Source organism: Enterobacter sp. CGMCC 5087 (genome assembly GCF_003144775.1).
In the GTDB taxonomy this organism is placed as follows: domain Bacteria; phylum Pseudomonadota; class Gammaproteobacteria; order Enterobacterales; family Enterobacteriaceae; genus Enterobacter; species Enterobacter cloacae_M.
The window spans coordinates 1-24,278 of sequence record NZ_QFXN01000116.1 but is presented as its reverse complement, the minus strand read 5'-3'; the positions used below and the strand labels follow the sequence as shown (position 1 = coordinate 24,278).

23 protein-coding genes are annotated in these 24,278 nt (G+C 52.4%); 14 read left to right on the top strand and 9 right to left on the bottom strand.

All coding sequences use genetic code 11. The features are described 5' to 3' along the window. Positions 1 to 15 precede the first annotated feature (15 nt). From fliI to fliF, 4 genes are read right to left on the bottom strand one after another with little or no spacing between them, the layout of a single operon-like run. Positions 16 to 1,386, bottom strand: a complete 1,371-nt coding sequence (gene fliI, locus DEO48_RS11410) for a flagellar protein export ATPase FliI (protein WP_109845216.1) — start codon at positions 1,384 to 1,386, stop codon at positions 16 to 18. Next, positions 1,386 to 2,093, bottom strand: coding sequence for a flagellar assembly protein FliH (gene fliH / locus DEO48_RS11405; RefSeq protein WP_023312302.1), 708 nt, complete (start codon positions 2,091 to 2,093; stop codon positions 1,386 to 1,388). Before fliH ends, fliI begins: the two co-directional genes overlap by 1 nt. Further along, positions 2,086 to 3,084 carry a flagellar motor switch protein FliG gene (gene fliG / locus DEO48_RS11400; RefSeq protein WP_023312301.1) on the bottom strand — a complete coding sequence of 333 codons (999 nt, stop codon included), beginning with the start codon at positions 3,082 to 3,084 and terminating at the stop codon, positions 2,086 to 2,088. Before fliG ends, fliH begins: the two co-directional genes overlap by 8 nt. Then, positions 3,077 to 4,756, bottom strand: coding sequence for a flagellar basal-body MS-ring/collar protein FliF (gene fliF / locus DEO48_RS11395; protein ID WP_045356656.1), 1,680 nt, complete (start codon positions 4,754 to 4,756; stop codon positions 3,077 to 3,079). The genes fliG and fliF overlap by 8 nt, the downstream gene beginning before the upstream one ends. A 228-nt stretch (positions 4,757 to 4,984) precedes the next feature. Here fliF and fliE point away from each other — a divergent pair, with 228 nt between their 5' ends. Both fliE and yedD read left to right on the top strand, forming a co-directional pair. Then, entirely contained in the window at positions 4,985 to 5,299 is a 315-nt protein-coding gene (fliE, locus tag DEO48_RS11390; RefSeq protein ID WP_008500329.1) for a flagellar hook-basal body complex protein FliE, read from the top strand. 74 nt (positions 5,300 to 5,373) lie between these two features. Further along, positions 5,374 to 5,787, top strand: coding sequence for a lipoprotein YedD (gene yedD / locus DEO48_RS11385; protein WP_109845215.1), 414 nt, complete (start codon positions 5,374 to 5,376; stop codon positions 5,785 to 5,787). Between the two features lie 102 nt (positions 5,788 to 5,889). On the opposite strand, the gene amyA is transcribed toward yedD, so the two are convergent. Genes amyA through fliD form a run of 4 tightly spaced genes read right to left on the bottom strand, consistent with a single transcriptional unit; the run spans position 5,890 to position 9,659 of the window. Further along, positions 5,890 to 7,377 carry an alpha-amylase gene (amyA, locus tag DEO48_RS11380; protein WP_109845214.1) on the bottom strand — a complete coding sequence of 496 codons (1,488 nt, stop codon included), beginning with the start codon at positions 7,375 to 7,377 and terminating at the stop codon, positions 5,890 to 5,892. Between the two features lie 51 nt (positions 7,378 to 7,428). Further along, positions 7,429 to 7,803 carry a flagella biosynthesis regulatory protein FliT gene (gene fliT / locus DEO48_RS11375; protein WP_109845213.1) on the bottom strand — a complete coding sequence of 125 codons (375 nt, stop codon included), beginning with the start codon at positions 7,801 to 7,803 and terminating at the stop codon, positions 7,429 to 7,431. Then, the gene (gene fliS, locus DEO48_RS11370) at positions 7,803 to 8,213 is read right to left on the bottom strand and encodes a flagellar export chaperone FliS (RefSeq protein ID WP_087855439.1); all 411 of its coding nucleotides are present in this window, start codon (positions 8,211 to 8,213) and stop codon (positions 7,803 to 7,805) included. Before fliS ends, fliT begins: the two co-directional genes overlap by 1 nt. A gap of 9 nt (positions 8,214 to 8,222) precedes the next feature. Beyond that, positions 8,223 to 9,659 carry a flagellar filament capping protein FliD gene (fliD, locus tag DEO48_RS11365; protein ID WP_087855438.1) on the bottom strand — a complete coding sequence of 479 codons (1,437 nt, stop codon included), beginning with the start codon at positions 9,657 to 9,659 and terminating at the stop codon, positions 8,223 to 8,225. A 320-nt stretch (positions 9,660 to 9,979) separates the two neighbouring features. Between fliD and DEO48_RS11360 the strand changes: the two genes are divergently transcribed. From DEO48_RS11360 to sdiA, 9 genes are all read left to right on the top strand, one after another. Then, the gene (locus tag DEO48_RS11360; protein ID WP_087855437.1) at positions 9,980 to 10,840 is read left to right on the top strand and encodes a flagellin domain-containing protein; all 861 of its coding nucleotides are present in this window, start codon (positions 9,980 to 9,982) and stop codon (positions 10,838 to 10,840) included. Between the two features lie 158 nt (positions 10,841 to 10,998). After that, positions 10,999 to 14,430 carry a methyltransferase gene (locus DEO48_RS11355; RefSeq protein WP_109845212.1) on the top strand — a complete coding sequence of 1,144 codons (3,432 nt, stop codon included), beginning with the start codon at positions 10,999 to 11,001 and terminating at the stop codon, positions 14,428 to 14,430. Positions 14,431 to 14,591: 161 nt separating this feature from the next. Further along, complete coding sequence (locus DEO48_RS11350) at positions 14,592 to 15,311, top strand: RNA polymerase sigma factor FliA (RefSeq protein ID WP_008500338.1); 720 nt, start codon at positions 14,592 to 14,594, stop codon at positions 15,309 to 15,311. A 54-nt stretch (positions 15,312 to 15,365) separates the two neighbouring features. Beyond that, positions 15,366 to 15,917 (top strand): flagella biosynthesis regulatory protein FliZ, encoded by a 552-nt coding sequence (gene fliZ, locus DEO48_RS11345; RefSeq protein WP_008500339.1) that lies wholly within the window; start codon positions 15,366 to 15,368, stop codon positions 15,915 to 15,917. A gap of 86 nt (positions 15,918 to 16,003) precedes the next feature. Beyond that, a complete protein-coding gene (tcyJ, locus tag DEO48_RS11340) occupies positions 16,004 to 16,804 on the top strand; it encodes a cystine ABC transporter substrate-binding protein (RefSeq protein WP_023336163.1) in 801 nt (266 codons plus the stop codon). Between the two features lie 106 nt (positions 16,805 to 16,910). After that, positions 16,911 to 17,897 (top strand): D-cysteine desulfhydrase, encoded by a 987-nt coding sequence (gene dcyD, locus DEO48_RS11335; protein WP_109845211.1) that lies wholly within the window; start codon positions 16,911 to 16,913, stop codon positions 17,895 to 17,897. Positions 17,898 to 17,918: 21 nt separating this feature from the next. Continuing rightward, positions 17,919 to 18,587 (top strand): cystine ABC transporter permease, encoded by a 669-nt coding sequence (gene tcyL, locus DEO48_RS11330; RefSeq protein ID WP_023312289.1) that lies wholly within the window; start codon positions 17,919 to 17,921, stop codon positions 18,585 to 18,587. Next, positions 18,584 to 19,336: an L-cystine ABC transporter ATP-binding protein TcyN gene (gene tcyN / locus DEO48_RS11325; protein WP_008500343.1), complete on the top strand. Its 753-nt coding sequence runs from the start codon at positions 18,584 to 18,586 to the stop codon at positions 19,334 to 19,336. Before tcyL ends, tcyN begins: the two co-directional genes overlap by 4 nt. Positions 19,337 to 19,556: 220 nt before the next feature. Continuing rightward, positions 19,557 to 20,279 (top strand): transcriptional regulator SdiA, encoded by a 723-nt coding sequence (sdiA, locus tag DEO48_RS11320; RefSeq protein WP_045356857.1) that lies wholly within the window; start codon positions 19,557 to 19,559, stop codon positions 20,277 to 20,279. Positions 20,280 to 20,345: 66 nt separating this feature from the next. Here sdiA and DEO48_RS11315 read toward each other — a convergent pair whose 3' ends face one another. After that, positions 20,346 to 20,570, bottom strand: coding sequence for a DUF2594 family protein (locus tag DEO48_RS11315; RefSeq protein WP_008500345.1), 225 nt, complete (start codon positions 20,568 to 20,570; stop codon positions 20,346 to 20,348). 466 nt (positions 20,571 to 21,036) lie between these two features. On the opposite strand from DEO48_RS11315, the gene uvrY reads away from it, so the two are divergent. Genes uvrY through pgsA form a run of 3 tightly spaced genes read left to right on the top strand, consistent with a single transcriptional unit; the run spans position 21,037 to position 24,127 of the window. After that, entirely contained in the window at positions 21,037 to 21,693 is a 657-nt protein-coding gene (uvrY, locus tag DEO48_RS11310; protein WP_013096026.1) for a UvrY/SirA/GacA family response regulator transcription factor, read from the top strand. Beyond that, the gene (uvrC, locus tag DEO48_RS11305; protein ID WP_109845210.1) at positions 21,690 to 23,522 is read left to right on the top strand and encodes an excinuclease ABC subunit UvrC; all 1,833 of its coding nucleotides are present in this window, start codon (positions 21,690 to 21,692) and stop codon (positions 23,520 to 23,522) included. Before uvrY ends, uvrC begins: the two co-directional genes overlap by 4 nt. A gap of 56 nt (positions 23,523 to 23,578) precedes the next feature. Further along, on the top strand, positions 23,579 to 24,127 hold the full coding sequence (gene pgsA, locus DEO48_RS11300; protein ID WP_023312285.1) for a CDP-diacylglycerol--glycerol-3-phosphate 3-phosphatidyltransferase: 549 nt from the start codon (positions 23,579 to 23,581) through the stop codon (positions 24,125 to 24,127). Positions 24,128 to 24,278: the final 151 nt, after the last annotated feature.

Here is a 24,278-nt window from a genome sequence, read left to right as displayed (position 1 = left end):
CGCCCTCCACCTGTGTTACACCTGCGGGAAAATCAGCTCCAGAGCCTGAATTGAATCTTCCCAGTCGGCGCGTTCAAAAATGCCTTGTTGCAAAAATGCCTCCAGCTGCGGCCACAGGGTAATCGCTTTGTCGAGCATCGGGTCGCTGCCTTTGGCATACGCCCCCACGCTGACTAGATCGCGGTTGCGCTGGAAGCTGGAGAGGAGTTGTTTAAAGTTACGCACGCGGGCGTAGTGTTTCTCGGTTATCAGCGCGGTCATCGCGCGGCTGATAGAGGCTTCAATATCTATCGCCGGATAGTGTCCGGCTTCGGCCAGACGACGCGACAGCACGATATGACCGTCAAGGATCGCGCGCGCGGAGTCGGCAATCGGATCCTGCTGGTCATCGCCTTCGGTCAGCACCGTATAGAACGCGGTGATGGAGCCGCCGCCGCTGATGCCGTTCCCCGCACGTTCCACCAGGGCAGGGAGTTTGGCGAAGACCGAAGGCGGGTAGCCTTTGGTCGCCGGTGGCTCACCGATAGCCAGCGCGATTTCACGCTGCGCCATCGCGTAGCGGGTCAGCGAATCCATGATCAGCAGCACGTGCTTGCCGCGGTCACGAAAATCTTCGGCGATGCGGGTGGCATAGGCTGCCCCCTGCATACGCAGTAACGGCGACACGTCCGCCGGTGCGGCAATGACCACCGAGCGGGCACGGCCTTCCGCACCCAGAATGTTTTCAATAAAGTCTTTTACTTCACGACCGCGCTCGCCGATCAGGCCCACGACGATCACATCGGCCTGCGTATAGCGCGCCATCATGCCGAGCAGGACGGATTTACCCACGCCTGACCCGGCGAACAGGCCCATACGTTGCCCGCGTCCCACGGTCAGCAGGGCGTTAATCGGTCGCACGCCGGTGTCGAGCACATGCTCGATAGGGGTACGCTGCAGGGGGTTAAACGGCTGGGTAATTAATGCGCCGGTTTCGGTGGTGTCCGGGGAGGGCAGCCCGTCGAGCGGCTTCCCGCTGCCGTCCAGCACGCGACCCAGCAGGGCAGGACCAAGCGGCAGCTGTTTCCCGCTTTGCAGCCCATCGCCGGACGTGTTTTTGGCATACACGCGCGCGCCGGGCAAAATACCTTCCACCTCTTCAAGCGGCATCAGGAACAGGCGCTGGCCGTTGAACCCGACCACTTCGCTTTCTACTTCACGCGTTTCCAGACCGTCCTGACGCTCAATCACGCAGGTCGCGCCCAGCGGAAGCTGCAGGCCGGTGGCTTCGAGAACCAGACCGGTGGCGCGCGTCAGTCGCCCATAACGACGAACAGATGGCAGTAGCGCCATCTTCGTCTCAAAGTTGTCGAGCGTGGTGAGCCAGCGGGTGAGGCGCGCGGTCATCAGACGACTCCCGGTGCCGCCAGGCGGCACAGTTCCTGCCAGCGGGTGGCGACGCTGGCATCCAGGTCACCTTCATCGGCAGAGACTTTGCAGCCGCCGTGATGTAGCGACGGGTCGCCGCGCAGGCGCCAGCCGTGCAGGTTAAGCGTCGCGCCCAGGCTCTCTTCAACGCGCTGCAGGTCGTCCGGATGGACGCGCAGCTGAGGTTTCCCGCTGAACAGCGGCTCCTGCTGAAGCAGACCCTGAATTTGTTTGATCAGCGCGGTGTTATCCACCACGGGCGTCTGGCCGATGACCTGACGCGCGGCTTCCAGCGCCATCTGCATCAGTCGCGAGGCAATCACGCTGTCCAGCGCGTCCAGGGTGTGCTGAAACTCGCTGACCAGCTGCTGCATGCGGGCATGGATCGGCGCCTGCTGCTGGCGCGCCTGATCGATACCGTGCTCTAACCCTTTCGCCAGACCTTCCTGATACCCCTGCTCGTGGCCTTTCTGGCGGCCTTCGTTCAGACCGGCGTTATAGCCCTGCTCGTGCGCCTGCATTTGCAGCTGCGCCAGCATCTGGGCCTGCTGCTCCTCTTCGGTCAGCTCGGGCTGCTCGACGTCCGGGTCAAGCTCTTCGGTTGCGATGACGGCCGGCGTGAACTCGGAGAGGGGAGGCGCCAGATCGTCCGGCGTCCAGCGCTTCCAGGGCAGCTCATTAGACATAGGTGTCGTCTCCGCTGCCAATCACCATCTCGCCGGTTTCCGCCAGACGACGAACAATAAGCAGAATGGCTTTCTGTTCGTTTTCCACCTGAGACAGACGAACCGGGCCGCGGTTGGCAAGGTCGTCGCGCAGGATATCGGCCGCACGCTGAGACATGTTGCGCAGGAACTTCTCGCGCAGCGGCTGCTCGGCGCCTTTGAGGGCGATAAGCAGCGACTCGGAGTCCACTTCCTGGAGCAGGCGCTGGATGCTGCGGTCGTCCACTTCGACGAGGTTTTCGAACAGGAACATCTCGTCGATGATTTTCTGTGCCAGCTCGCCGTCGAATTCGCGAACCGCCGTAATGACGGCCTCTTCCTGCTGCGTTTTCATCAGGTTGATGATTTCCGCCGCCGTTCTCACGCCGCCCATTTTGCTGCGCTTGAGGTTCTGACCGTCGAGCAGGTTGTTCAGTACTTCGGTCAGCTCCGCCAGCGCGGCCGGCTGGACGCCGCCGAAGGTCGCGATACGCAGCATCACATCGTGACGCAGGCGTTCTTCGAACAGCGCCAGAATATCTGCCGCCTGACCACGTTTGAGGTGGACAAGGATGGTGGCGATAATCTGCGGGTGCTCGTCGCGGATAAGGTCGGCGGCACTCTGCGGCTCCATAAAGTTGAGCGTTTCGATACCGCTGGCGGTATCGCGCGTTTCCAGAATGTCTTCCAGCAGGCTGGAGGCACGCTCTTCGCCCAGCGCCTTGACCAGCACGGAGCGCAGGTAGTCGTTGGCGTTGATGTTCAGCGCGGCAAACTGTTCGGCTTCCTGTTCAAACTCTGCCAGCACTTCGGTCAGCTGCTTGTTGGAGATCTGACGCACGTTGGCCATGGCCGCACTGAGAATTTGCACTTCTCGCTGGGAGAGGTGTTTAAACACCTCTGCCGCACGATCTTCGCCAATGGTCATCAGCAGGATGACGCTTTTATCGGTGCCCGTAAGCGTATTACTCATGTTCGTTACCCATCCACTGGCGGATGACCAGCGCCACGACGCGCGGATCGTTATCTGACATTTCGCGAATGCGCTGGCTCATCACCTCAGCGCCCATGCGCTGGTTAGCACGACGCTGCTGCAGCTGTTCATCTTTGCTGAGGCGCACTTCAACCGCTTCTTCCGTTTCCTGGCGCGCATTCATCTGCTCGCGAGCCGCTTTTTCGGCTTCAGCACGGCGCTGGAGCTGCGGACGAACGCCCTTACGCCACAGCAGCCACGCGACAATCAGCACCAGCAGCCAGCGTCCTGCGGACATCAGCTGGTCGATAAACGCCTGCTGTTGCCAGAACGGCAGTTCACCGCCGGTCTCATCAACCGAGTTGAACGGTGAGTTCACCACGTTGAGGGTATCGCCGCGCTTCTCGGAGTAACCCATCGCTTCACGGGTCAGGTTTTCAATCTGCTTCATCTGCTCGGCGGTCAACGGCAACGGTTTGCCGTCCGCCAGCGTTTTGTAGTTCACCACTACCGCAACGGAAAGACGCTGAATATCGCCCACGTTCAGTTTAGTGTGGCGAATCGTCCGATCCACTTCGTAGTTCGTGGTTTCGTTACGGCTGCTGGTACGCGGACCGGCGTTACTGGTCGTTGAGGTGGTCTGCTGATTATTTTGTTGACCGTTCTGCTGATTGGCCGGCGGCGTAGAGATCGGTGCCGCGTTAGCCGGGGCAGGCTGGTTAGACAGCGCGCCCGGCACGCCGCCTGGGTAGGCACCGCCGACCTGCTCGTTCGAATTGATCTGGCGTGAACGCATCACCGCCTGAGCCGGATCGCCGTTCGGGCTGTACTGCTCTTCAGTTTGTTCTTTGTTCGCGAAGTCGATCTGCGCGGTAACCTGCGCGTGCACGTTGCTGTTACCCACGACCGGGCCGAGGATCGCTTCAATACGGCGCTGGAGACGGTTTTCGACATCGGCGGCATACTTCAGCTGCGCGTCATTCAGATCGCGACCGGCGGTATTGGACTGCGTCAGCAGGTGACCGCTTTGGTCGACCAGCGTCACGTTACCCGGCGGCAGACCGGCGACGGCGCTGGAGACGAGGTGCGTCACCGCGCTGATTTGCCCTTCGTCCAGCGCGCGGCCGGGTTCAAGGTTCACGGTAACGGACGCTGAAGGTGATTTCTGTTCGCGGACAAATAAAGAAGGTTTAGGCATCGCCAGGTGCACGCGGGCACTCTTCACCGGGCCTAATGTTTCAATGGTGCGGGCCAGTTCACCTTCCAGCGCACGCTGGTAGTTCACCTGCTCGCTGAACTGGCTGATACCGAATTTTTCCTGATCCAGCAGCTCAAAGCCAACCGCACCGCCTTTCGGCAGCCCCTGCTGAGCCAGACGCAGACGCAGCTCGTGCACCTTATCTGCCGGTACTTCAAGCGCACCGCCATTATCGGCAAAGCGATAAGGGATGTTCATCTGGGTCAACTGGGTGACGATGGCGCCGCCATCCTGATCGGAAAGGTTGCTGTAGAGCGTCCGGTAATCAGGGCTTTTCGCCCACAGGACCATCGCTACAAGGATCGCAATTGCGGCAGCGCCTGCCACGATCAACGGGATTTTAGGATTCGCGCGAAGGCGGTTCATCCACTCGAGTGATTTATTCTGCGGCGCTGTCGATGCTGTTGCACTCATTGCGCACCTCTTAAATCCTGGTGGTTTACGTTATTCGTGTAGAGAAACAAAACTGACTCCCGGGTCGGCAAACACGACAAAAGTTCCATATTGATGGCCCTGCCATTATTTGATGATTCGTGATTTTCTATGCGTCAAATAACCTGGTTTTTTCATGCTATTTACCGCCATTATCTTATTGACAAGCTGTTAGTCTTGACCGCGTAAAAAACCATCCAGGGGAGAGTCATGGCTATACAGGGCATTGAAGGGGTAATCAGTCAGTTGCAGGCAACGGCGATGACGGCCCGTAATCAGAATGTGGCAGATCAGCAGCCGAGCATCAGCTTCGCGGGGCAACTGCATGCCGCTCTTGACCGTATCAGTGATACCCAGACCGCCGCGCGCACTCAGGCCGAAAAGTTCACCCTCGGTGAGCCGGGCGTGGCGCTGAATGATGTGATGACCGATTTGCAAAAAGCCTCGGTTTCCCTGCAGATGGGGATCCAGGTGCGTAACAAGCTGGTGTCGGCGTATCAGGAAGTGATGGGGATGCAGGTTTAAGACCTGTCGATCTTCGCTGGCAGCCGCAGCGCTTTAATGCCACAATATTTTTTTCTTCGAATGCAGGAAAGATGATGAAAAAAATAGCAATTGCTGGCGCGCTGCTGGCACTGACCGGGTGCGTTCAGGTCGATAACTATAACGACGTGATCAAGCACCCTGTCCCGGCGCATCTGGCGGGATACTGGCAGTCAAAAGGGCCGCAGAGCAACATGGTAAGCCCGAATGCGATTGCCACGCTGGTGGTGACGGAAGAGGGCGATACGCTGGACTGCCGTCAGTGGCAGCGCGTGATTGCCGTGCCGGGTAAAATCATGCTGCGTTCAGACAGTTATTACAACGTGACCCGTAAGCTGGATATCTATCCGCTGGAGCGTGATGGCTCAACGCTGGAGTACGACGGGCTGGAGCTGCAGAAGGTCGATCGTCCAACGGTTGAGTGTGCCGATTACCTGAGCAAGAATCCGCTCGAGAGTAAGCTGCCCTGAGGGTAAACGCAAAACGGCAACCTCGTTGCCGTTTTTGGTGTTTGCGCCCTCTCCCTGTGGGAGAGGGACGGGGTGAGGGCATCAGGCCGCACTTTGCCATTACTACAGCGCATCCTCTATCACCCAAACGCTGACGCTTCCCCCCTTACAGGTAAACGTCCCTTCGCCATCCGCCGCCGTGGTGATGGTTTCTTCGCGATTGCCGAGAAAATCCCGCCACGTTTTGTTGCCGTAGTTTTCCCCAAGACAAATCACTTTTTCACCATCATCCCCGTTCGACATCACCACCACGCAGCCGGGATCGTCTTCCGTACCGCTGCGGCTGAAGGCGATGCAGTTTGGATGGTCGAAAAAGAGCGTCTGCACGCCGTGGGCAAATCGCTGGCGCGCGAGGATCAGCTCGTGAAGCTGCTCAATCACCGGCATATCAATATGGTACGTTTCACCGTCTCCTCCCGCGTCGTCATAGCTGGCGCCGAAGAGATCCGGATAAAAGACGCTCGGCACGCCATTTTCCCGCAGCAGGATCAGCGCGTAGGCCAGCGGCTTAAACCAGGCTTCGACCGGCGCTTCAAGCGCCTGCAAAGGCTGGGTGTCGTGGTTCGCGACGAGGGTGACCGCATGAAACGGATCGGCTTCTACCAGGGTGCCGGTGAAGATTTGGCTCATGTCGTAATCCCGGCCCTGACGTGACGCCTCGTGGAATTTCATCTGCAGGGGGGCATCAAACAGCATAGTTTTGCCTTCGACCTGGTCGATATAGGCCTGAAGTTTATCCACCTCATGGGACCAGTATTCCGCCACGATAAACAGCGGCTGGTCGGCGACCTCCTGGACGTGCTCAATCCACTCTTTGTAAAACCAGGCGGGAATATGCTTGACGGCGTCCAGACGAAAACCGTCGCAGCGCGTCTGTTCCATGACCCAGCGGGCCCAGTATTTGATCTCCTCGGTGACGGCGTGATTGCGAAAGTCGATATTTTCGCCCATCAGATAATCGAAGTTACCCATCTCATCATCAACCTGATCGTTCCAGCCTTCGCCGGTGTAGTCGTTGACGATTTTAAAAATGCCGTCTTCATCGGGGTTTTCAATATGGTCGACGCCGCTGAAGCATTTGTAGTCCCAGATGAACTGGGAATACTGCCCGGCGCGGGCAGGGAAGGTATAGCGGGTCCAGGCTTCACACTCGATGACCTCATCGTCGATCTGCGTGCGATCCTGCTCGTTCACGCGCTGAACGCGGACGGGCTCTTTTTCATCGGCACCCATTTTGTGGTTCACCACCACGTCCAGCAGTACGGCAATGTCGTTGCGCTTGAGGGCGTCGATGGCTTCCAGCAGCTGCGCTTTGTCACCGTATTTCGTGGCGATACTGCCTTTCTGGTCAAACTCGCCCAGATCGAACAGGTCATAGGAGTCATAGCCGACAGAATACCCGCCTGACGCGCCTTTATAGGCGGGCGGGAGCCAGATCATGTTAATGCCGATTTCGTTAAGATTGGGGGCTAACGCCGTGACCTCTCGCCACAATTCACCGCCAGCAGGGTAGTACCAGTGAAAACATTGTAACAGGGTGGGGTTTTTCATCGTCCTTGCTCCAGAAGCCATTGGCAGACTTCTGGAGTATGGATGAAGAAATCATAGTTGTGTGTCGCGGGTAAAACTTTCTGGGTAAAGAATATTCCCTGACAGCTTTCCATAGGTAGACGTGATGGATTGCTGTTTGCCGGTGGTATCAATGAGCTCACGCAACTCTTTCATACGCAAGTTCAGTAAAACTTTAAGCTCGGCCTCATTTTCCAGCACCAGTTTGAGCAACTCTTTCGCTCTCTCGATCTGCAGCATATTGTTGGAGCTTATAGGATTCTGTGCAATACTTTCAACAATTTGCACATATTTGACTTCTTGTTCAATTAATTCATCCCATTTGCCTGAATGGGCGAGATTTAGCATGGAAATGCTGAGCGCATGCAAAGCATGCCAGTCAGTCAGTGATGGGATGGTATTTTTCATTAACGCATATCCTGGTGGCTAGAAGGCGCTTCACCGATTTGTTTCCACGCGTCGGCGATGTTGTTCAGTAATCCCTCAACTTCCATGATGGTCTCCACATCATTGTGCATATTAGCAAGTAACAATCGGCGTACCATATAGTCGTAAAGCGATGCCAAATTGTTGGACAGTTCACCTTCAGCATCCATATCAAGTCCAGCCTTGAGACCGTTATCAATGATACTGATTGCTTTTGAGAGCGCTTCTCCTTTAGATATCAAATCTCCCTGATCCAGAAAAAGTCTCGCCCGAACGAGGGCGCTCATGGCCCCATCAAAAAGCAAGACAATTAATTGATGGGGGCTAGCGCTCATCACAGCGCTTTCAATGCCCACCTTTTGATATGAAAGTGCACCATTTTGGCTATACATTTTAAATCCTTAACTACTGGACTTACTAAACTGAGTTGTGAGGTACGATGAGGTACTGTTCATTTTGGTTACAATGCTATCCAGCGCGGTAAATTGCGCTTTATAGCGAGCCATTGTGGCTTCTATGCTGGCTTCCGTTGCGGTATAGCGTTTATCTAGAGTTTTAATCGTGGCATTAATACCGTCCTGAGCACTTTGAATAACGCCTTCGCTACCGGCTGAGGTATCCAACATCTTGGTTAGCATGGTACCCATCGTTGTTGCCAGACCTGTCGTTTTACCATCGCCCATAAAGTAGGCCTGAACTGCTTCAGGGTTTTTTGTCAAGGCGGCATTTAGTTTGTCGGTGTCAACTTTCAGGTTGCCGGTAGAACCATCTGATCCCACTTTAGGATCTTGGGTAATGCCAAACTGTGCCATGATGGCATACGAACCTGACTGCACCTGCGTCAGTTGACTACGCAATTGTGCTTGTACACTTCGAACCGTGCCGTCACCTATCAGTGCGCCGTTAGAGGTTGACTGATTGTCTGCACCTGCTTCTACGGGACTATATTTGGTTACGCTCGCGATTGTCGACTGAAGTGCATTGTATGCCGTCACCCAGTCGTTAACTGCTTTAGCCGTTGCATCTGTAGAACGCGTTACGTCCAAAGTTTCATCTGCTGAACTTTTGGCTTTCAAAGTGAGTGTGACGCCAGTTAATGCATCGTCAATTTTATTGCTAGAACGCTCGATCACAATGCCGTTAATTGATACGCGGGCATTTTGAGATGGTGTTTGTACGCTCATTGCGCTTGACGACATATCGTGGCCAATCAACTGCTGTAGCGTGTCGTCACCATCAACGGTGACCGTCATATCTCCATCGGTTCCTGTCGATTTTGAGGTCAGGAAAAGGCGATATTCCCCATCATCCGCTTTCATGACGGTAGCAGAAACGTTACCCCCAGCTTTATTGATTTCACTTGCGATGTTGGTCAGTGATGTTTGCGCGTCTGACAGTGTAATTTTTAGCGGATCTTTAGTACCGGGTTGCGTAATCGTCAAAGTTCGAGTGCCGCCGGAGGTCGTGCCGCCCAACTGTTTTGTATTGCTGTCGATACTTCCTGACATCAACACCTGAGCTTTAGCAACCTGACTTACATTAACTGTATAAGACCCTGTCGTGGCATCCGTTGAGGTTGTGGCTGAAAACGCTGTGTTCGTACTAGCGACGGAGGTTGCATTCCATACTGAGGCTTTACCCAGCGCAGTTGTTGCCGTTTGCAGATTCGTCAGGGCGCTTTGCAACTTACCGTAGGCGCTGAGCTGAGCTGTATAAGTCGTTTTCTGTTTGGTAATCGCACTAAGCTTAGTATTTTCAGCAGTTTCAAGGTTGTTATATAGGGTAGCGAGTGGCAAACCAGAACCAACACCCAAATTACTCAAATCAACAGTAGCCATGTCAGAATTCCTTGCGTCTTTGGTTTAACTTGACTCTGTATCGGCATCAACGAAGAAAAGTTTACACAGACAGTGAAAAAATTATCGACAGATTAGGGCAAGCAACAGGCGGTAAATAAGTCAATTGTCGGGCTAAAAGGTGGTCATGACGGCTACCGAGAAGAGTTGTATGAATTTAATTTGTTTAAAATCAATAAAATAAAATTTTTATTCGAATAATTCTAAAGTCCTTTGAAGTTGGGTCGATACCCTTTTTGACGGTGAGAGACGCCGTGAGTGTTAGGCACCGAACCTAAATTCAATTTTTGAAGGAAAAAAATATGGCAGTTATCAATACTAACCTGTTGTCCCTGACTACTCAGAACAACCTGAACAAATCTCAGTCTTCCCTGGGCACTGCGATCGAGCGTCTGTCCTCTGGTCTGCGTATTAACAGCGCGAAAGACGATGCGGCTGGTCAGGCAATTTCTAACCGCTTCTCTTCTAATATTAAGGGCCTGACTCAGGCTTCCCGCAATGCGAATGACGGGATCTCCATCGCGCAGACGGCTGAAGGTTCACTCAACGAAATCAACAACAACCTGCAGCGTATTCGTGAGCTGGCGGTTCAGGCACAGAACGGCACTAACTCCGCTTCTGACATTGACTCCATTCAGTCTGAAGTAAACCAGCGCTTGTCTGAAATTGATCGTGTTGCAAGCCAAACCCAGTTCAACGGTCTCAAAGTACTGAACTCTGCTGGCACCATTAGCATCCAGGTTGGTGCTAACGACGGAGAAAAAATCGACATTACTATCGGCGACAAAACTAACTGGAGCCTTCTGGCTGCGGGTGCTGCTGGCGCGGCAGGCGGGGCTGTTGCTGCTTCTGACCGTACAGTCAGTCAATCTGGTGTTGACGTTCTGGCAACGAATGTTCTTTCTACCATTGATAAAGCATTAAAAGCTGTTGATAATCAACGTTCTGACTTAGGTGCGATTCAGAACCGGTTCGAGTCCACCATCTCTAACCTGAACAACACTGTCACTAACTTGTCTGCTGCACAGTCTCGTATTCAGGATGCTGATTATGCCACCGAAGTATCAAACATGTCTCGCGCGCAGATTCTGCAGCAGGCTGGTACTTCAGTTCTGTCTCAGGCTAACCAGGTTCCGCAGACCGTTCTGTCTCTGCTGCGTTAATCTCTTAACACATAATGAAACCAGCCTAAGGGCTGGTTTTTTTTTGCCTGTTCTAAGCGCAGATTAACCTTATCTTTCTTCATTAATTTTCGATATTGTTGGTAACTGCGTTCGATACAATAAACAATCAATAACGCACCTCATGAGTTCACTCCAATATGAATGATGCAGAAAACCTTACCCTAACGACAAAGCTCTCTATCACACCTGAATTAAGTTGGACCCCCGCTCAGGTTCATGCTGCATGCAGCCTATATAATATTAATTCCCCAACAGTTAAATATTCTCGCTTGCTGGTATTGGGATGCGGAGGGGGAGATGAGCTTCTGAGCATCGCAATGGCATATCCGTTTGCGAGTATAGTCGGGATTGATCTCATCACTGAGGGGAATGAGATACAGCAGCAAAAGCTGATGGTTCATGCTCCAGCCAACTTAAAACTCTATGCTTTATCCGTAGAGCAAATTTTAGGCCTTGAGGATAAGGGTTGGGATTATGTGGTCATTCATAATACTTTCTCTTATTTAAACCGACAGGTATCCTCCGCACTTTTGCAGCATCTAGGCGGATTGTTGGCGAATAATGGTGTCATTCTCTTCCAATGGGCGAGCCTGCCGGGAGCGGCACACTTGGATACGTTGCGAGATGCATTGCAGATATACAGTAGTCAGGTAACTTCACTTGAGATGCAGCTAGCCCGAGCCAAACTAATGCTTGCGAGTTTATCTCTTGCCAGCAATTCATTGGCGATGCGAGAAGAACTGAATAAAAGCGAACGACTTTCGGATACACTTTTTGCTCACCACTACTTGGAAAGCTCTCGTGACAGCGAATATCTGGTTGAGTTTCACTCAAGAATTAATAATCTTGGGCTCTGTTACGTGGGTGACATTGATACAGCAAGCGAACTGCCTGAGAGCTATGAGCTGAAAATTGGAGAACTCCATGCGGCGCTTGGAGAAAAGCAGCAGAAGGTGCTGCTTCAGCAAAACCTGGATCTGCTGACTTACCGTCCGGGACGTTTCAGTATTTTGACGAGTGAAAAAAATGCGGAAAAAGTTTCTCTCCTTCCTCTAAGAAGTGAGTTCCAAAAAATGCGTTTTGCGGGATCGTTCAGACGTACCGCGAGTGACGATCGAAACGTCTACTCTTCTCTTGCTGGACACGATGGGCTTAAAGTCGCAACGACAGATGAAGTTACGCTAGCAGTACTTGATTTACTTGGTGATGCATGGCCTCGAAGTGTAACTTTTGAACAAATCGTCTTTCACTGTGAGATTGTCGGTACGCAAGACGCGGAGGATAACAGGTCGGCGATTGAGAATATATTGTGGACTCTATTTCTAAAGCGGCTTCCCACACTACATATCTGTAAAGGACTGGATGTTTACAGCACAGACGAAGACCTACATGTGCATGTCCTGTCATCGGTCACAGCACAGTTAGCCGCCAATCCTCAGGCTGTGTGGTTAATCAATGGCTGGGGTGAGCGCGTAAGACTCACTGAAGCAGAACGTCGTCAACTGTTAACCCCTATTGTGGTGGAAAGTGAGAGCTGGGCCGTACTCGATTCTCTCTGTTTTAAAGGCCTTTTGAATGCTGGTGGAGTTGGCTGGAAACATTTTCTGCAAGAGATGATTCGCTGTTGTCCTCCAACAGCTATATCAAAAATGGCAAGCGCCTTATTTCTGTATTCCAGTGATGAGAGTGCCTTCGGTTTTATGACGAATGAGCAGAGAAAAGCGGATAAAGTAAAGAACGTCGCCGAATTTGTTGAAGATGATGTTGAACTGACAAATGAGCAGCTACAGGTTATTCGCAACTATACACTGCGCGGACAGTACAGCAAAGCATATGATGTGGCGTGTTCCTTACTTGAGGGAAGTACTAATACTGGGGCGAAAGAGTATTTCTTGTGTGGCCTGGCTAAGAGAATAGGTGACTATGATACCGCACTGGTGAGGCTCTCGAGAGCGTTATCATACCATTCAACTAGTTTGTTCCTTTATTCTGAACTGGCATTTGCATTTGTATCATGTAAATATCACTGGCAAGCTTGGCGTTTGGCCAGTTCAATTCTTCGCTGTAATAAAAAGAGCTCCCCAGAATGGTATTTGTTAGCGTCGATTCATTATGATTTTAAACGGTTTGAGCAAAGTGAATATTGTGCACGTAAGGCTTTTGGCCTAGCGCCTGAAAGTAAACTTATCACAACATTACTTGGTGGAGCGCTATGTGAACAAACCAAACTAGATGAAGGAATAGCGTTCCTTCGCAAAGGAATAAAGAAAAAAGAGACCGATTATAGTCTTATGACAGGTCTTGCATTTATTTTGTCGCATAGTGCGGAGGCTAGCTTAGAAGATATTCTTGAAATCCATTACGATTATGGCAAGCAGGTCATGAAATGGGCGCATGCCCAAGATTTCTCAGGATATATCGAGAGGGATAAAGATCCAGAAAGAAAATTACGTATTGGGTTTGTTTCCGGGGATTTCCGAGACCGTCATCCGGTAGGCTTCTTTTTCTCTCCCATTTGGCACTCATTAGATCGTGGAAAATGTGAGCTTTTCGCATATAGCAATATACCGGCATCTCATGAGAATGAAGGTACGTTACGCTTTAAGGCCACCGCCGATCACTGGCGCAATGTACGACATATTAGTGATCTCGAAATGGCTGAAATGATTAAATTGGATGAAATTGATATTTTGGTCGATTTATCTGGTTATACCAGTGATCATCGCTTACCAGTCTTTGCACTCAAACCTGCACCCATTCAGATTTCATGGGTAGGCTATCATGCCACAACTGGACTTGAGGCTATGGATTACTATGCAACTATTTTTCCAGTGAAAAAGTCAGCCGATTTGGAGTCGCAATTCACCGAAAAGCTGATCTATATGTATTTGCCTAAAAACTTTGACCAGACCGGTGAAAATGTGGATGTGAATACGCTCCCGGCATTTAGCAATAGGTACTTTACTTTTGGTAGTTTCAATCGTACAAATAAATTGAATAATCGAGTTTTTGATGCCTGGACGGCAGTACTTAAACGGGTACCTGATTCCAGAATGATTGTGTGTAATATGCCAAAAGTAGTCTGGAAAGATGTGGCCTCGCAATTTAACCAGCGTGGGATTGACTCCAGTCGTTTCGAGTTGCGTGAATTAGCCGATATGAATACCTATCTCAAATACCACCATGACGTCGATCTCCTGCTGGATACTTTTCCCTTCACCGGTGGTACCGTCACAAGTCATGCTGCCTGGATGGGGGTGCCAACAGTGTCCTTTGCCGGCGAGACGTTGGTATCACGGCAAGGGGCTGCCATTATGTATTCTCTTGGTCTTCCACAATTTGTTGCTGAGAACGTAGATGAATATGTGAACATCGCGGTCCAATGGGCTGATAATAAACAAGAATTGAATAAGATAAGGCAGTCGTTGCGCTCACGGATGAATATTCAAAGTGATACTAAGCAGCAAATCGGTAACATGGTCGAAGAGATGTTTCGGACATGCTGGAAAATATATTGTGATGGCAAGCAACCTGAAAGCTTCTCAATAGGTGAACTCCCGAACATTTAAAAAAAGTTAAACAATCCCTAGGTGGATGATTCCTGTTTCATCCACCTAGGTTTAGGTAACCCTCCAAATAACCCCCGATTTCACCCACTATTCACTCGATTAAAACCCCTGCAGAATCGGATAATCATGCCGATAACTCAACTAACGCAGGGCTGTTTATCGTGAATTCACTCTATACCGCTGAAGGTGTAATGGATAAACACTCGCTGTGGCAGCGTTATGTCCCGCTGGTGCGTCACGAAGCATTGCGCCTCCAGGTGCGCTTGCCGGCGAGCGTGGAACTCGACGATCTGCTACAGGCGGGCGGTATCGGGTTATTGAATGCAGTTGACCGATACGACGCTCTGCAAGGAACGGCATTTACGACTTACGCAGTTCAGCGTATTCGTGGTGCGATGCTGGACGAGCTGCGCAGCCGTGACTGGGTACCGCGCAGTGTTCGCCGCAACGCACGCGAAGTGGCGCATGCGATGGGGCAGCTGGAACAGGAACTGGGACGCAACGCAACGGAAACCGAAGTGGCGGATCGTCTTGGCATTGCTGTTGAAGAGTATCGTCAGATGTTGCTCGATACCAATAATAGCCAACTCTTCTCTTATGACGAGTGGCGAGAAGAGCATGGCGATAGCATCGAGCTGGTGACGGATGAGCACCAGCAAGAAAACCCGTTACACCATTTAATGGAAGGGAATTTACGCCAGCGCGTCATGGAAGCTATTGAAGCTCTGCCTGAACGCGAACAGCTGGTATTGACCCTTTATTACCAGGAAGAGCTTAATCTCAAAGAGATTGGCGCTGTTCTGGAGGTGGGAGAGTCGCGGGTGAGCCAGCTGCACAGCCAGGCCATTAAACGCTTACGAACCAAGCTGGGTAAGTTATAGGTGATTGATTCACCTTAAAAATGCCGCACAACGTATTGACAACCAGGAGTTATCATGACGGTGCAGCAATCTAAAAGACGGCCTTTAAGCCGCTACCTGAAAGACTTTAAACACAGCCAGACGCATTGCGCCCACTGTAACAAGTTACTCGATCGTATCACGCTGGTTCGCCGCGGCGAAATCGTCAATAAGATCGCGATTTCGCGCCTCGACACGTTGATGGACGAAGCAGCATGGCTCGAAGAGCAAAAAGAGTGGGTGGCGCTTTGCCGTTTCTGTGGCGATCTCCATTGCAAAGAGCAAAGCGACTTCTTCGACATTATCGGCTTCAAGCAGTTCCTGTTTGAACAAACGGAGATGAGCCACGGCACCGTTCGCGAATACGTGGTTCGCCTGCGCCGCCTCGGGCAGCATCTGACCGTGAACAACATTTCCCGCGATCTGCTCAAAACCGGTTATCTCGACGAGAACCTGGAGCCGTGGTTGCCTGCGACCAGCACCAACAACTACCGGATTGCGCTGCGCAAGTACGCACAATATAAGGTACAAATGCCGGGTGCCATAAAGCAGAAAGCCCACGCCGGAACAACTTCTGATATATATTAAAAAAGAATAAGATGTAGCGCAGTCGCCTTTGACGTTGCAGGCGATTTCTCTACACTACGTAAAAATTCCACTATATCGGGGTATTTATGAAATTTGCACTTCTGGGTCGTCAGGCGCTGATGGGTGTTATGGCCGTTGCGCTGGTTGCGGGCATGAGCGTGAAAACGTTCGCCGCAGAAAACCTGCTGAATAAAGTAAAAGAGCGCGGTACGCTGCTGGTCGGGCTGGAAGGAACCTATCCTCCGTTCAGCTTCCAGGGCGATGACGGTAAGCTGACCGGTTTTGAAGTGGAGTTTGCTGAAGAGCTGGCGAAGCACCTTGGCGTTAAAGCGTCACTGAAACCGACCAAATGGGACGGTATGCTGGCGTCGCTGGATTCCAAACGTATTGATGTGGTGATTAATCAGGTGACCATTTCTGACGAGCGTAAGAAGAAATATGACTTCTCTACGCCGTACACCGTGTCCGGTATTCAGGCGCTGGTGAAGAAAGGCAACGAAGGCGGAATTAAAACTGCCGCGGACCTGAAAGGGAAGAAAGTCGGTGTCGGTCTGGGTACCAACTACGAAGAGTGGCTGCGCCAGAACGTGCAGGGCGTGGATATCCGCACTTATGATGATGACCCTACGAAATACCAGGATCTGCGCGTGGGCCGTATCGACGCCATTCTGGTTGACCGCCTGGCCGCGCTGGATCTGGTGAAGAAAACCAACAATACCCTGGCGGTAGCGGGTGATGCGTTCTCTCGTCAGGAATCAGGCGTTGCCGTTCGTAAAGGTAACGAAGACCTGGTCAAAGCGATTGATTCCGCGATTGCCGACATGCAAAAAGACGGCAGCCTGAAGGCGCTCTCCGAGAAGTGGTTCGGTGCAGACGTCACGAAATAAGCTTCTGCCGCAAAAAAAGGCGCTTTTAAAAGCGCCTTTTTTATTTCTTTCGCGTCTGCGTGCATAATGAAAAATATCACATTTTGTCAGAGTTACCGGAGAACCCATGTCACTACAGAATTTAACGCGCTTTCCCCGCCTGGAGTTCATCGGCGCGCCGACGCCGCTGGAGTATCTGCCGCGATTTTCTGATTATTTAGGGCGCGATATTTTTATCAAGCGTGACGACGTGACGCCGATGGCGATGGGGGGCAATAAGCTGCGCAAGCTGGAGTTTCTGGCGGCTGATGCACTGCGCGAAGGCGCGGATACGCTCATTACCGCCGGGGCTATCCAGTCCAACCACGTTCGTCAGACGGCGGCAGTGGCGGCAAAGCTCGGGCTCCACTGCGTGGCATTGCTGGAAAACCCGATTGGTACGCGGGCAGAAAACTATCTCACCAACGGCAACCGTCTGCTGCTGGACCTGTTTAACGTGCAGGTCGAAATGGTGGATGCGTTGACCGATCCGGCCGCCCAGCTCGACGAGCTGGCGACGCGTCTGGAAGCGCAGGGGTTCCGCCCCTACGTTATCCCCGTCGGCGGTTCGAACGCGCTGGGCGCGCTGGGGTATGTGGAAAGTGCGCTGGAAATCGCGCAGCAGTGCGAGGGCGCGGTGAGCCTCTCCTCAGTGGTTGTCGCGTCCGGCAGTGCGGGCACGCATGCCGGGCTGGCGGTGGGGCTCGAACAACTGCTGCCTGACGTCGAGCTGGTTGGCGTGACGGTGTCCCGCAGCGTCGCGGATCAGAAGCCGAAAGTGGTCACTTTACAACAGGCGGTAGCCGCGCAGCTGGAGCTGAAGGCCAGGGCCGACATTCTGCTCTGGGACGACTATTTTGCGCCGGGTTACGGTACGCCTAACGAAGAGGGCATGGAAGCGGTGAAGCTGCTGGCGCGCCTCGAGGGGATACTGCTCGATCCGGTTTATACCGGCAAAGCGATGGCCGGGCTGATTGACGGCATTGCGCAGAAACGCTTTAAGGATGAAGGGCCGATTTTATTTGTCCATACCGGCGGGGCGCCTGCGCTGTTTGCCTACCATCCTCACGTCTAAAAATCAGGTCGAAAAATAATAATGCAAGAAAGTATTCAACTGGTTATTGATTCTCTGCCGTATCTGCTGAAAGGTGCGGTATTTACGTTACAGCTCAGTATCGGCGGGATGTTCTTCGGGCTGGTGCTGGGATTTGTGCTGGCATTAATGCGCATGTCATCCATCCTGCCGGTACGCTGGCTGGCGCGCTTTTATATCTCCGTATTTCGCGGCACGCCGCTTATCGCCCAGCTCTTTATGATCTACTACGGCTTGCCGCAGTTTGGTATCGAGCTGGATCCGATCCCCGCAGCGATGATTGGTCTGTCGCTCAATACCGCGGCGTACACGTCAGAAACCCTGCGAGCGGCGATCTCCTCCATTGACAAAGGGCAGTGGGAGGCAGCAGCCAGTATCGGGATGACGCCATGGCAGACGCTGCGTCGGGCCATTCTGCCGCAGGCGGCACGCGTGGCGCTTCCACCGCTGAGCAACAGCTTCATTAGCCTGGTGAAAGATACCTCCCTGGCGGCAACGATTCAGGTTCCGGAACTGTTCCGTCAGGCGCAGCTCATTACTTCGCGCACGCTTGAAGTCTTTACCATGTATCTGGCCGCCTCGCTGATTTACTGGGTGATGGCGACGGTGCTGTCTGCCCTGCAAAACTACTTCGAAAACCAGCTTAACCGCCAGGAGCGTGATCCAAAATGAGTGCTATCGACGTCAAAAACCTGGTGAAAAAATTCCACGGTCAAACGGTGCTCCACGGGATCGATCTTGAAGTAGAGCAGGGTGAAGTGGTGGCGATTATCGGACCGAGCGGTTCGGGAAAGACGACGCTGCTGCGTAGTATTAACCTGCTTGAACAGCCGGAAGGCGGCACGATTCGGGTTGGGGAGATAACGATTGATACCGGGAAATCCATTAGCCAGCAGAAAGGGTTAATTCGCCGCCTGCGCCAGCATGTCGGCTTCGTTTTCCAGAACTTTAATCTCTTCCCGCACCGTACCGTGCTGGAGAACATTATCGAAGGGCCGGTTATCGTTAAAGGTGAGCCAAAAGAGGAAGCGACGGCGCGCGCGCGCGAACTGCTCGCCAAAGTCGGGCTGGCGGGGAAAGAGACCAGCTATCCGCGCCGTCTGTCGGGCGGCCAACAGCAGCGCGTGGCGATAGCGCGCGCGCTGGCGATGCGTCCTGACGTGATTCTGTTTGATGAACCGACCTCTGCGCTCGATCCGGAACTGGTGGGTGAGGTGCTGAACACCATTCGCCAGCTGGCGCAGGAAAAACGGACGATGGTGATCGTGACGCATGAAATGAGCTTTGCACGCGATGTTGCTGACAGAGCCATCTTCATGGATCAGGGGCGGATTGTGGAGCAGGGGCCAGCGAAAAGCCTGTTCGCTAACCCTCAACAGCCCCGAACCCGTCAGTTCCTTGAAAAATTCCTTATGCAGTAGAATTTTTGCACTAATTTGCTCCAGAAAGTTAGGCTGGAGCAAATTATTCTCCCTTCGGGGGCAGTCGTTTGTTTTTTTATTCCATCCGGCCCGGATAAACCTTATCAATAGTAAAGTTAATTGTGCTAATGCCGATATTTTGTAGTTAGAAAAAAGTTTTATGTGTTAGGTTATATTCACCATAATAATGATTATCTTTTAGAGGCTTCATTTAGTAAGTATGAAGGATTCAGACTTTTTCACCTGGCGACGGGATTGCTCCCTCCGGTTTCAGGAATTGACGAATACCGATGAGGTATATCGGGAGTTAGAGCGGCAAACTCAGGCGCTGGAATTCGATTATTACGCGCTCTGCGTGCGGCATCCCGTGCCCTTTACGCGCCCTAAAATCTCTTTGCAGACCACTTATCCAAAGCCGTGGATGGCGCAATATCAATCCGCGAACTATTTCGCTATCGATCCTGTTTTAAAAGCGGAAAATTTCATCCAGGGTCATTTGCCATGGACAGACGCATTATTTGCCGAGGCTCAGGAATTATGGCATAGCGCCCAGGACCACGGTTTACGCGCGGGAATAACGCAGTGCCTGATGCTGCCTAATCATGCGCTTGGCTTCCTGTCTGTTTCTCGTACTAGTGTACAGGAAGGGCCTTTTGCCCGTGAGGAAATAGAACTGCGGCTGCAAATGCTGGTGCAAATGGCCTTAACTTCTCTGATGCGTTTCGAAGATGGGATGGTAATGCCACCCGAAATGAAATTCAGCAAACGCGAGCGCGAAATTCTGAAATGGACTGCGGAAGGGAAGACGTCAGCGGAAATAGCGATCATTCTCTCTATCTCTGAGAATACCGTTAATTTCCATCAGAAAAATATGCAGAAGAAATTCAACGCGCCCAACAAAACCCAGATTGCGTGCTACGCGGCGGCAACGGGACTGATCTGACAGGATACTACGTTCTGCGTGACAGACGAACAAACGGCTGAATGCACTGCATCCAGCCGTTTTTTGTTACTGGCGGTAGGCTTGTTTGATTTGCTTAACGGTGTTAGCAAATACCGCAGATTCAGCCTGGTCTTCCATCTCCGCGATTTGTTTTTCCATTTTAATGATCACACGACCGGCATCAGCCTGGCCCATCGCCTGCAGCATCAGCGTCAGCAGTGCTTTCAGGCAGTTTACTTCCTGTGCCAGTTCCTGGTTATTCTCCGCAGTGGCAAATTCAGGTGTGCTCATTTATTTTCCTCATTATTAAACGGCGCTAAAGCGCGACGACGAAAGTCAAGGCGGCGGAGTATACCACAAGCTGGAGCAAAAAATGCAGTGCTTGTTTTTTGTACTTTTACGTGGGTGTTTAATTGCGTAAACAGAACGTACCGGTAAACTTAACCGCCGTTAAAGGCTATTAATTGTTTATGCCCGGCTCGCTTACCGTTAATTATTGTTACAAAAATTTGAGATCTGTTTTTTTGCAGGAAAAGCCTGCAAGTTTTTTGTAACTTTTTGAATACAGATGCTTAAAAAAAGCTGCAAAAGCCCTGAATGCATGGCCTCTCTTTCCACGGACTGTACAGCCTAATTTCCAAAAACGAGAGCAAAATCGAATAGCCGGTTTTTTAACGTTTTAATCTTGCGAGGAAAACCGTTAATATAAACCAAATTATCACTCAGTAGCGTTATCCCTATTCTGGAGACATTTCCTTTGATCAACGTCCTTCTTGTTGATGACCACGAACTGGTGCGCGCAGGGATACGACGCATTCTTGAAGATATTAAAGGTATTAAAGTTGCCGGTGAGGCGTGCTGCGGCGAAGATGCGGTAAAATGGTGCCGCACAAACTCGGCCGATGTGGTACTAATGGATATGAATATGCCCGGTATCGGTGGTCTTGAAGCAACACGCAAAATCGCGCGTACCTTTGTTGATACCAAAGTCATCATGCTGACCGTGCATACCGAAAACCCACTGCCCGCGAAAGTGATGCAGGCGGGCGCAGCGGGCTACCTGAGTAAAGGTGCTGCGCCGCAGGAAGTCGTCAATGCAATCCGTTCCGTGTTTGCCGGACAGCGCTACATTGCATCCGACATTGCTCAGCAGATGGCGCTGAGTCAGATCGAGCCCGAGAAAACCGAATCACCGTTTGCCAGTTTGTCCGAGCGTGAATTGCAGATTATGCTGATGATCACCAAAGGTCAGAAGGTGAATGAGATCTCGGAACAGCTGAATCTCAGCCCGAAAACGGTGAACAGCTATCGTTACCGGATGTTCAGTAAACTGAACATTCATGGTGACGTCGAACTGACGCACCTGGCCATCCGGCACGGTTTGTGTAATGCGGAGACGTTGTTAAGTCAGTGAGTGATGTGTTCGATTCAAAAGCATTTCTGAAAACCGTAACCAGCCAGCCTGGCGTCTATCGCATGTATGACGCTGGCGGTACGGTTATCTACGTGGGGAAGGCAAAAGATCTTAAAAAACGCCTCTCCAGCTATTTTCGCAGTAACCTGGCCTCCCGTAAGACCGAAGCGCTGGTCTCACTCATTCAGAATATTGATGTCACCGTCACGCACACCGAGACAGAAGCGCTGCTGCTTGAGCACAACTATATTAAGCTCTACCAGCCGCGCTATAACGTCCTGTTGCGGGATGATAAATCCTACCCGTTTATCTTTCTGAGCGGCGACACCCATCCGCGCCTCGCCATGCACCGTGGTGCAAAACATGCGAAGGGTGAATATTTCGGGCCGTTCCCCAACGGCTATGCCGTGCGAGAAACGCTGGCGCTGCTGCAAAAAATCTTCCCGATCCGCCAGTGTGAAAACAGCGTTTACCGTAACCGTTCGCGGCCATGCCTGCAGTACCAGATTGGACGCTGCCTGGGACCGTGCGTGGCCGGGCTGGTGAGTGAAGAAGAGTATGCCCAGCAGGTGGAGTATGTGCGCCTGTTCTTAGCAGGCAAGGACGATCAGGTGTTAACGCAGCTGATCGCGCGGATGGAAAAAGCCAGCGCCGCACTCGAGTTCGAAGAGGCCGCGCGTATCCGCGACCAAATCCAGGCGGTGCGCAGAGTGACTGAGAAACAGTTTGTCTCAAATACCGGTGACGATCTTGATGTCATCGGCGTGGCCTTTGACGCCGGAATGGCCTGCGTGCACGTGCTGTTTATTCGCCAGGGCAAAGTGCTCGGCAGCCGCAGCTATTTCCCGAAAGTACCCGGCGGTACTGAACTGGGTGAAGTGGTGGAAACCTTTGTCGGCCAGTTCTATCTGCAGGGCAGCCAGATGCGCACGCTGCCTTCTGAAATCCTGCTCGATTTTAATCTTGACGATAAAACCCTGCTGGCCGATTCGCTCTCTGAACTGGCGGGCCGTCGGGTCAATGTACAAACCAAACCGCGCGGCGATCGCGCGCGCTATCTGAAGCTGGCGCGGACCAACGCGGCAACGGCGCTCACCACTAAGCTGTCGCAGCAGTCGACGGTGCACCAGCGCTTATCTGCCCTGGCGACGTTGCTAAAGCTCCCGGAAGTGAAGCGGATGGAGTGTTTCGACATCAGTCACACGATGGGGGAACAGACGGTGGCGTCATGCGTGGTGTTTGATGCGAATGGCCCACTGCGCGCCGAGTATCGCCGCTATAACATCACCGGGATCACGCCGGGCGATGACTATGCGGCCATGAATCAGGTGCTGCGTCGTCGCTATGGTAAAGCCATAGAAGAGAGCAAAATCCCGGATGTGATCCTGATTGACGGCGGGAAAGGGCAGCTCGGCCAGGCAAAAGCGGTATTTGAGTCGCTTGATGTCAGCTGGGATAAAAACCATCCGCTGCTGCTGGGTGTTGCAAAAGGGGCCGATCGTAAGGCTGGTCTGGAGACACTGTTCTTCGAGCCGGAAGGTGAGGGCTTCAGCCTGCCGCCGGACTCCCCGGCGCTGCACGTCATCCAGCATATTCGCGATGAATCACACGACCATGCCATCAGCGGTCACCGCAAAAAACGGGCGAAGGTAAAAAACACCAGTAGCCTGGAAACGATCGAAGGCGTGGGGCCAAAACGTCGGCAGATGCTGCTGAAATATATGGGCGGATTGCAAGGATTACTCAACGCCAGCATGGAGGAAATTGCAAAAGTGCCGGGTATTTCGCAAGGGCTGGCAGAAAAGATCTACTACTCGTTGAAACATTGAGGGCTCTGTAGCAACATAGAGCTAAATTTTACTGACAACAAACAGTTACCGTCATTATGCAATTTAATATCCCTACGTTGCTCACTCTCTTTCGTGTTGTACTCATTCCGTTCTTTGTACTGGCGTTTTATCTGCCGGTCGTCTGGGCACCTTTCGCCTGCGCATTGCTCTTTCTGATCGCGGCAGTCACCGACTGGTTTGATGGCTATCTGGCCCGTCGCTGGAATCAAAGCACCCGTTTCGGTGCCTTCCTCGATCCGGTGGCAGACAAAGTGATGGTCGCTATCGCCATGGTGCTCGTGGCCGAGCACTATCACACCTGGTGGGTGACGCTGCCCGCGGCCACCATGATCGGCCGCGAGATCATTATCTCTGCGCTGCGCGAGTGGATGGCGGAACTGGGCAAACGCAGCAGCGTGGCGGTCTCCTGGATTGGTAAAGTCAAAACGACGGCGCAGATGGCGGCGCTGGTCTGGATGCTCTGGCGTCCGAACGCCTGGGTTGAGTGGGCGGGAATTGGTCTGCTGTGGGTGGCGGCAGTGCTGACGCTGTGGTCCATGCTGCAATATTTGAACGCTGCTCGCGGGGATTTGCTTGATCAGTGATCGTTTCGCCGTAATTTTCAGCAAACGATCCGGGGATGCAAAAAATAACGTTGACTCATAACGTCATATCAGTAGAATGCAACGCATCGAACGGCGGCACAGCAAGCCGGACGATAATGAAATCAAGTGGTTAGACGTTTGCTTGATGACA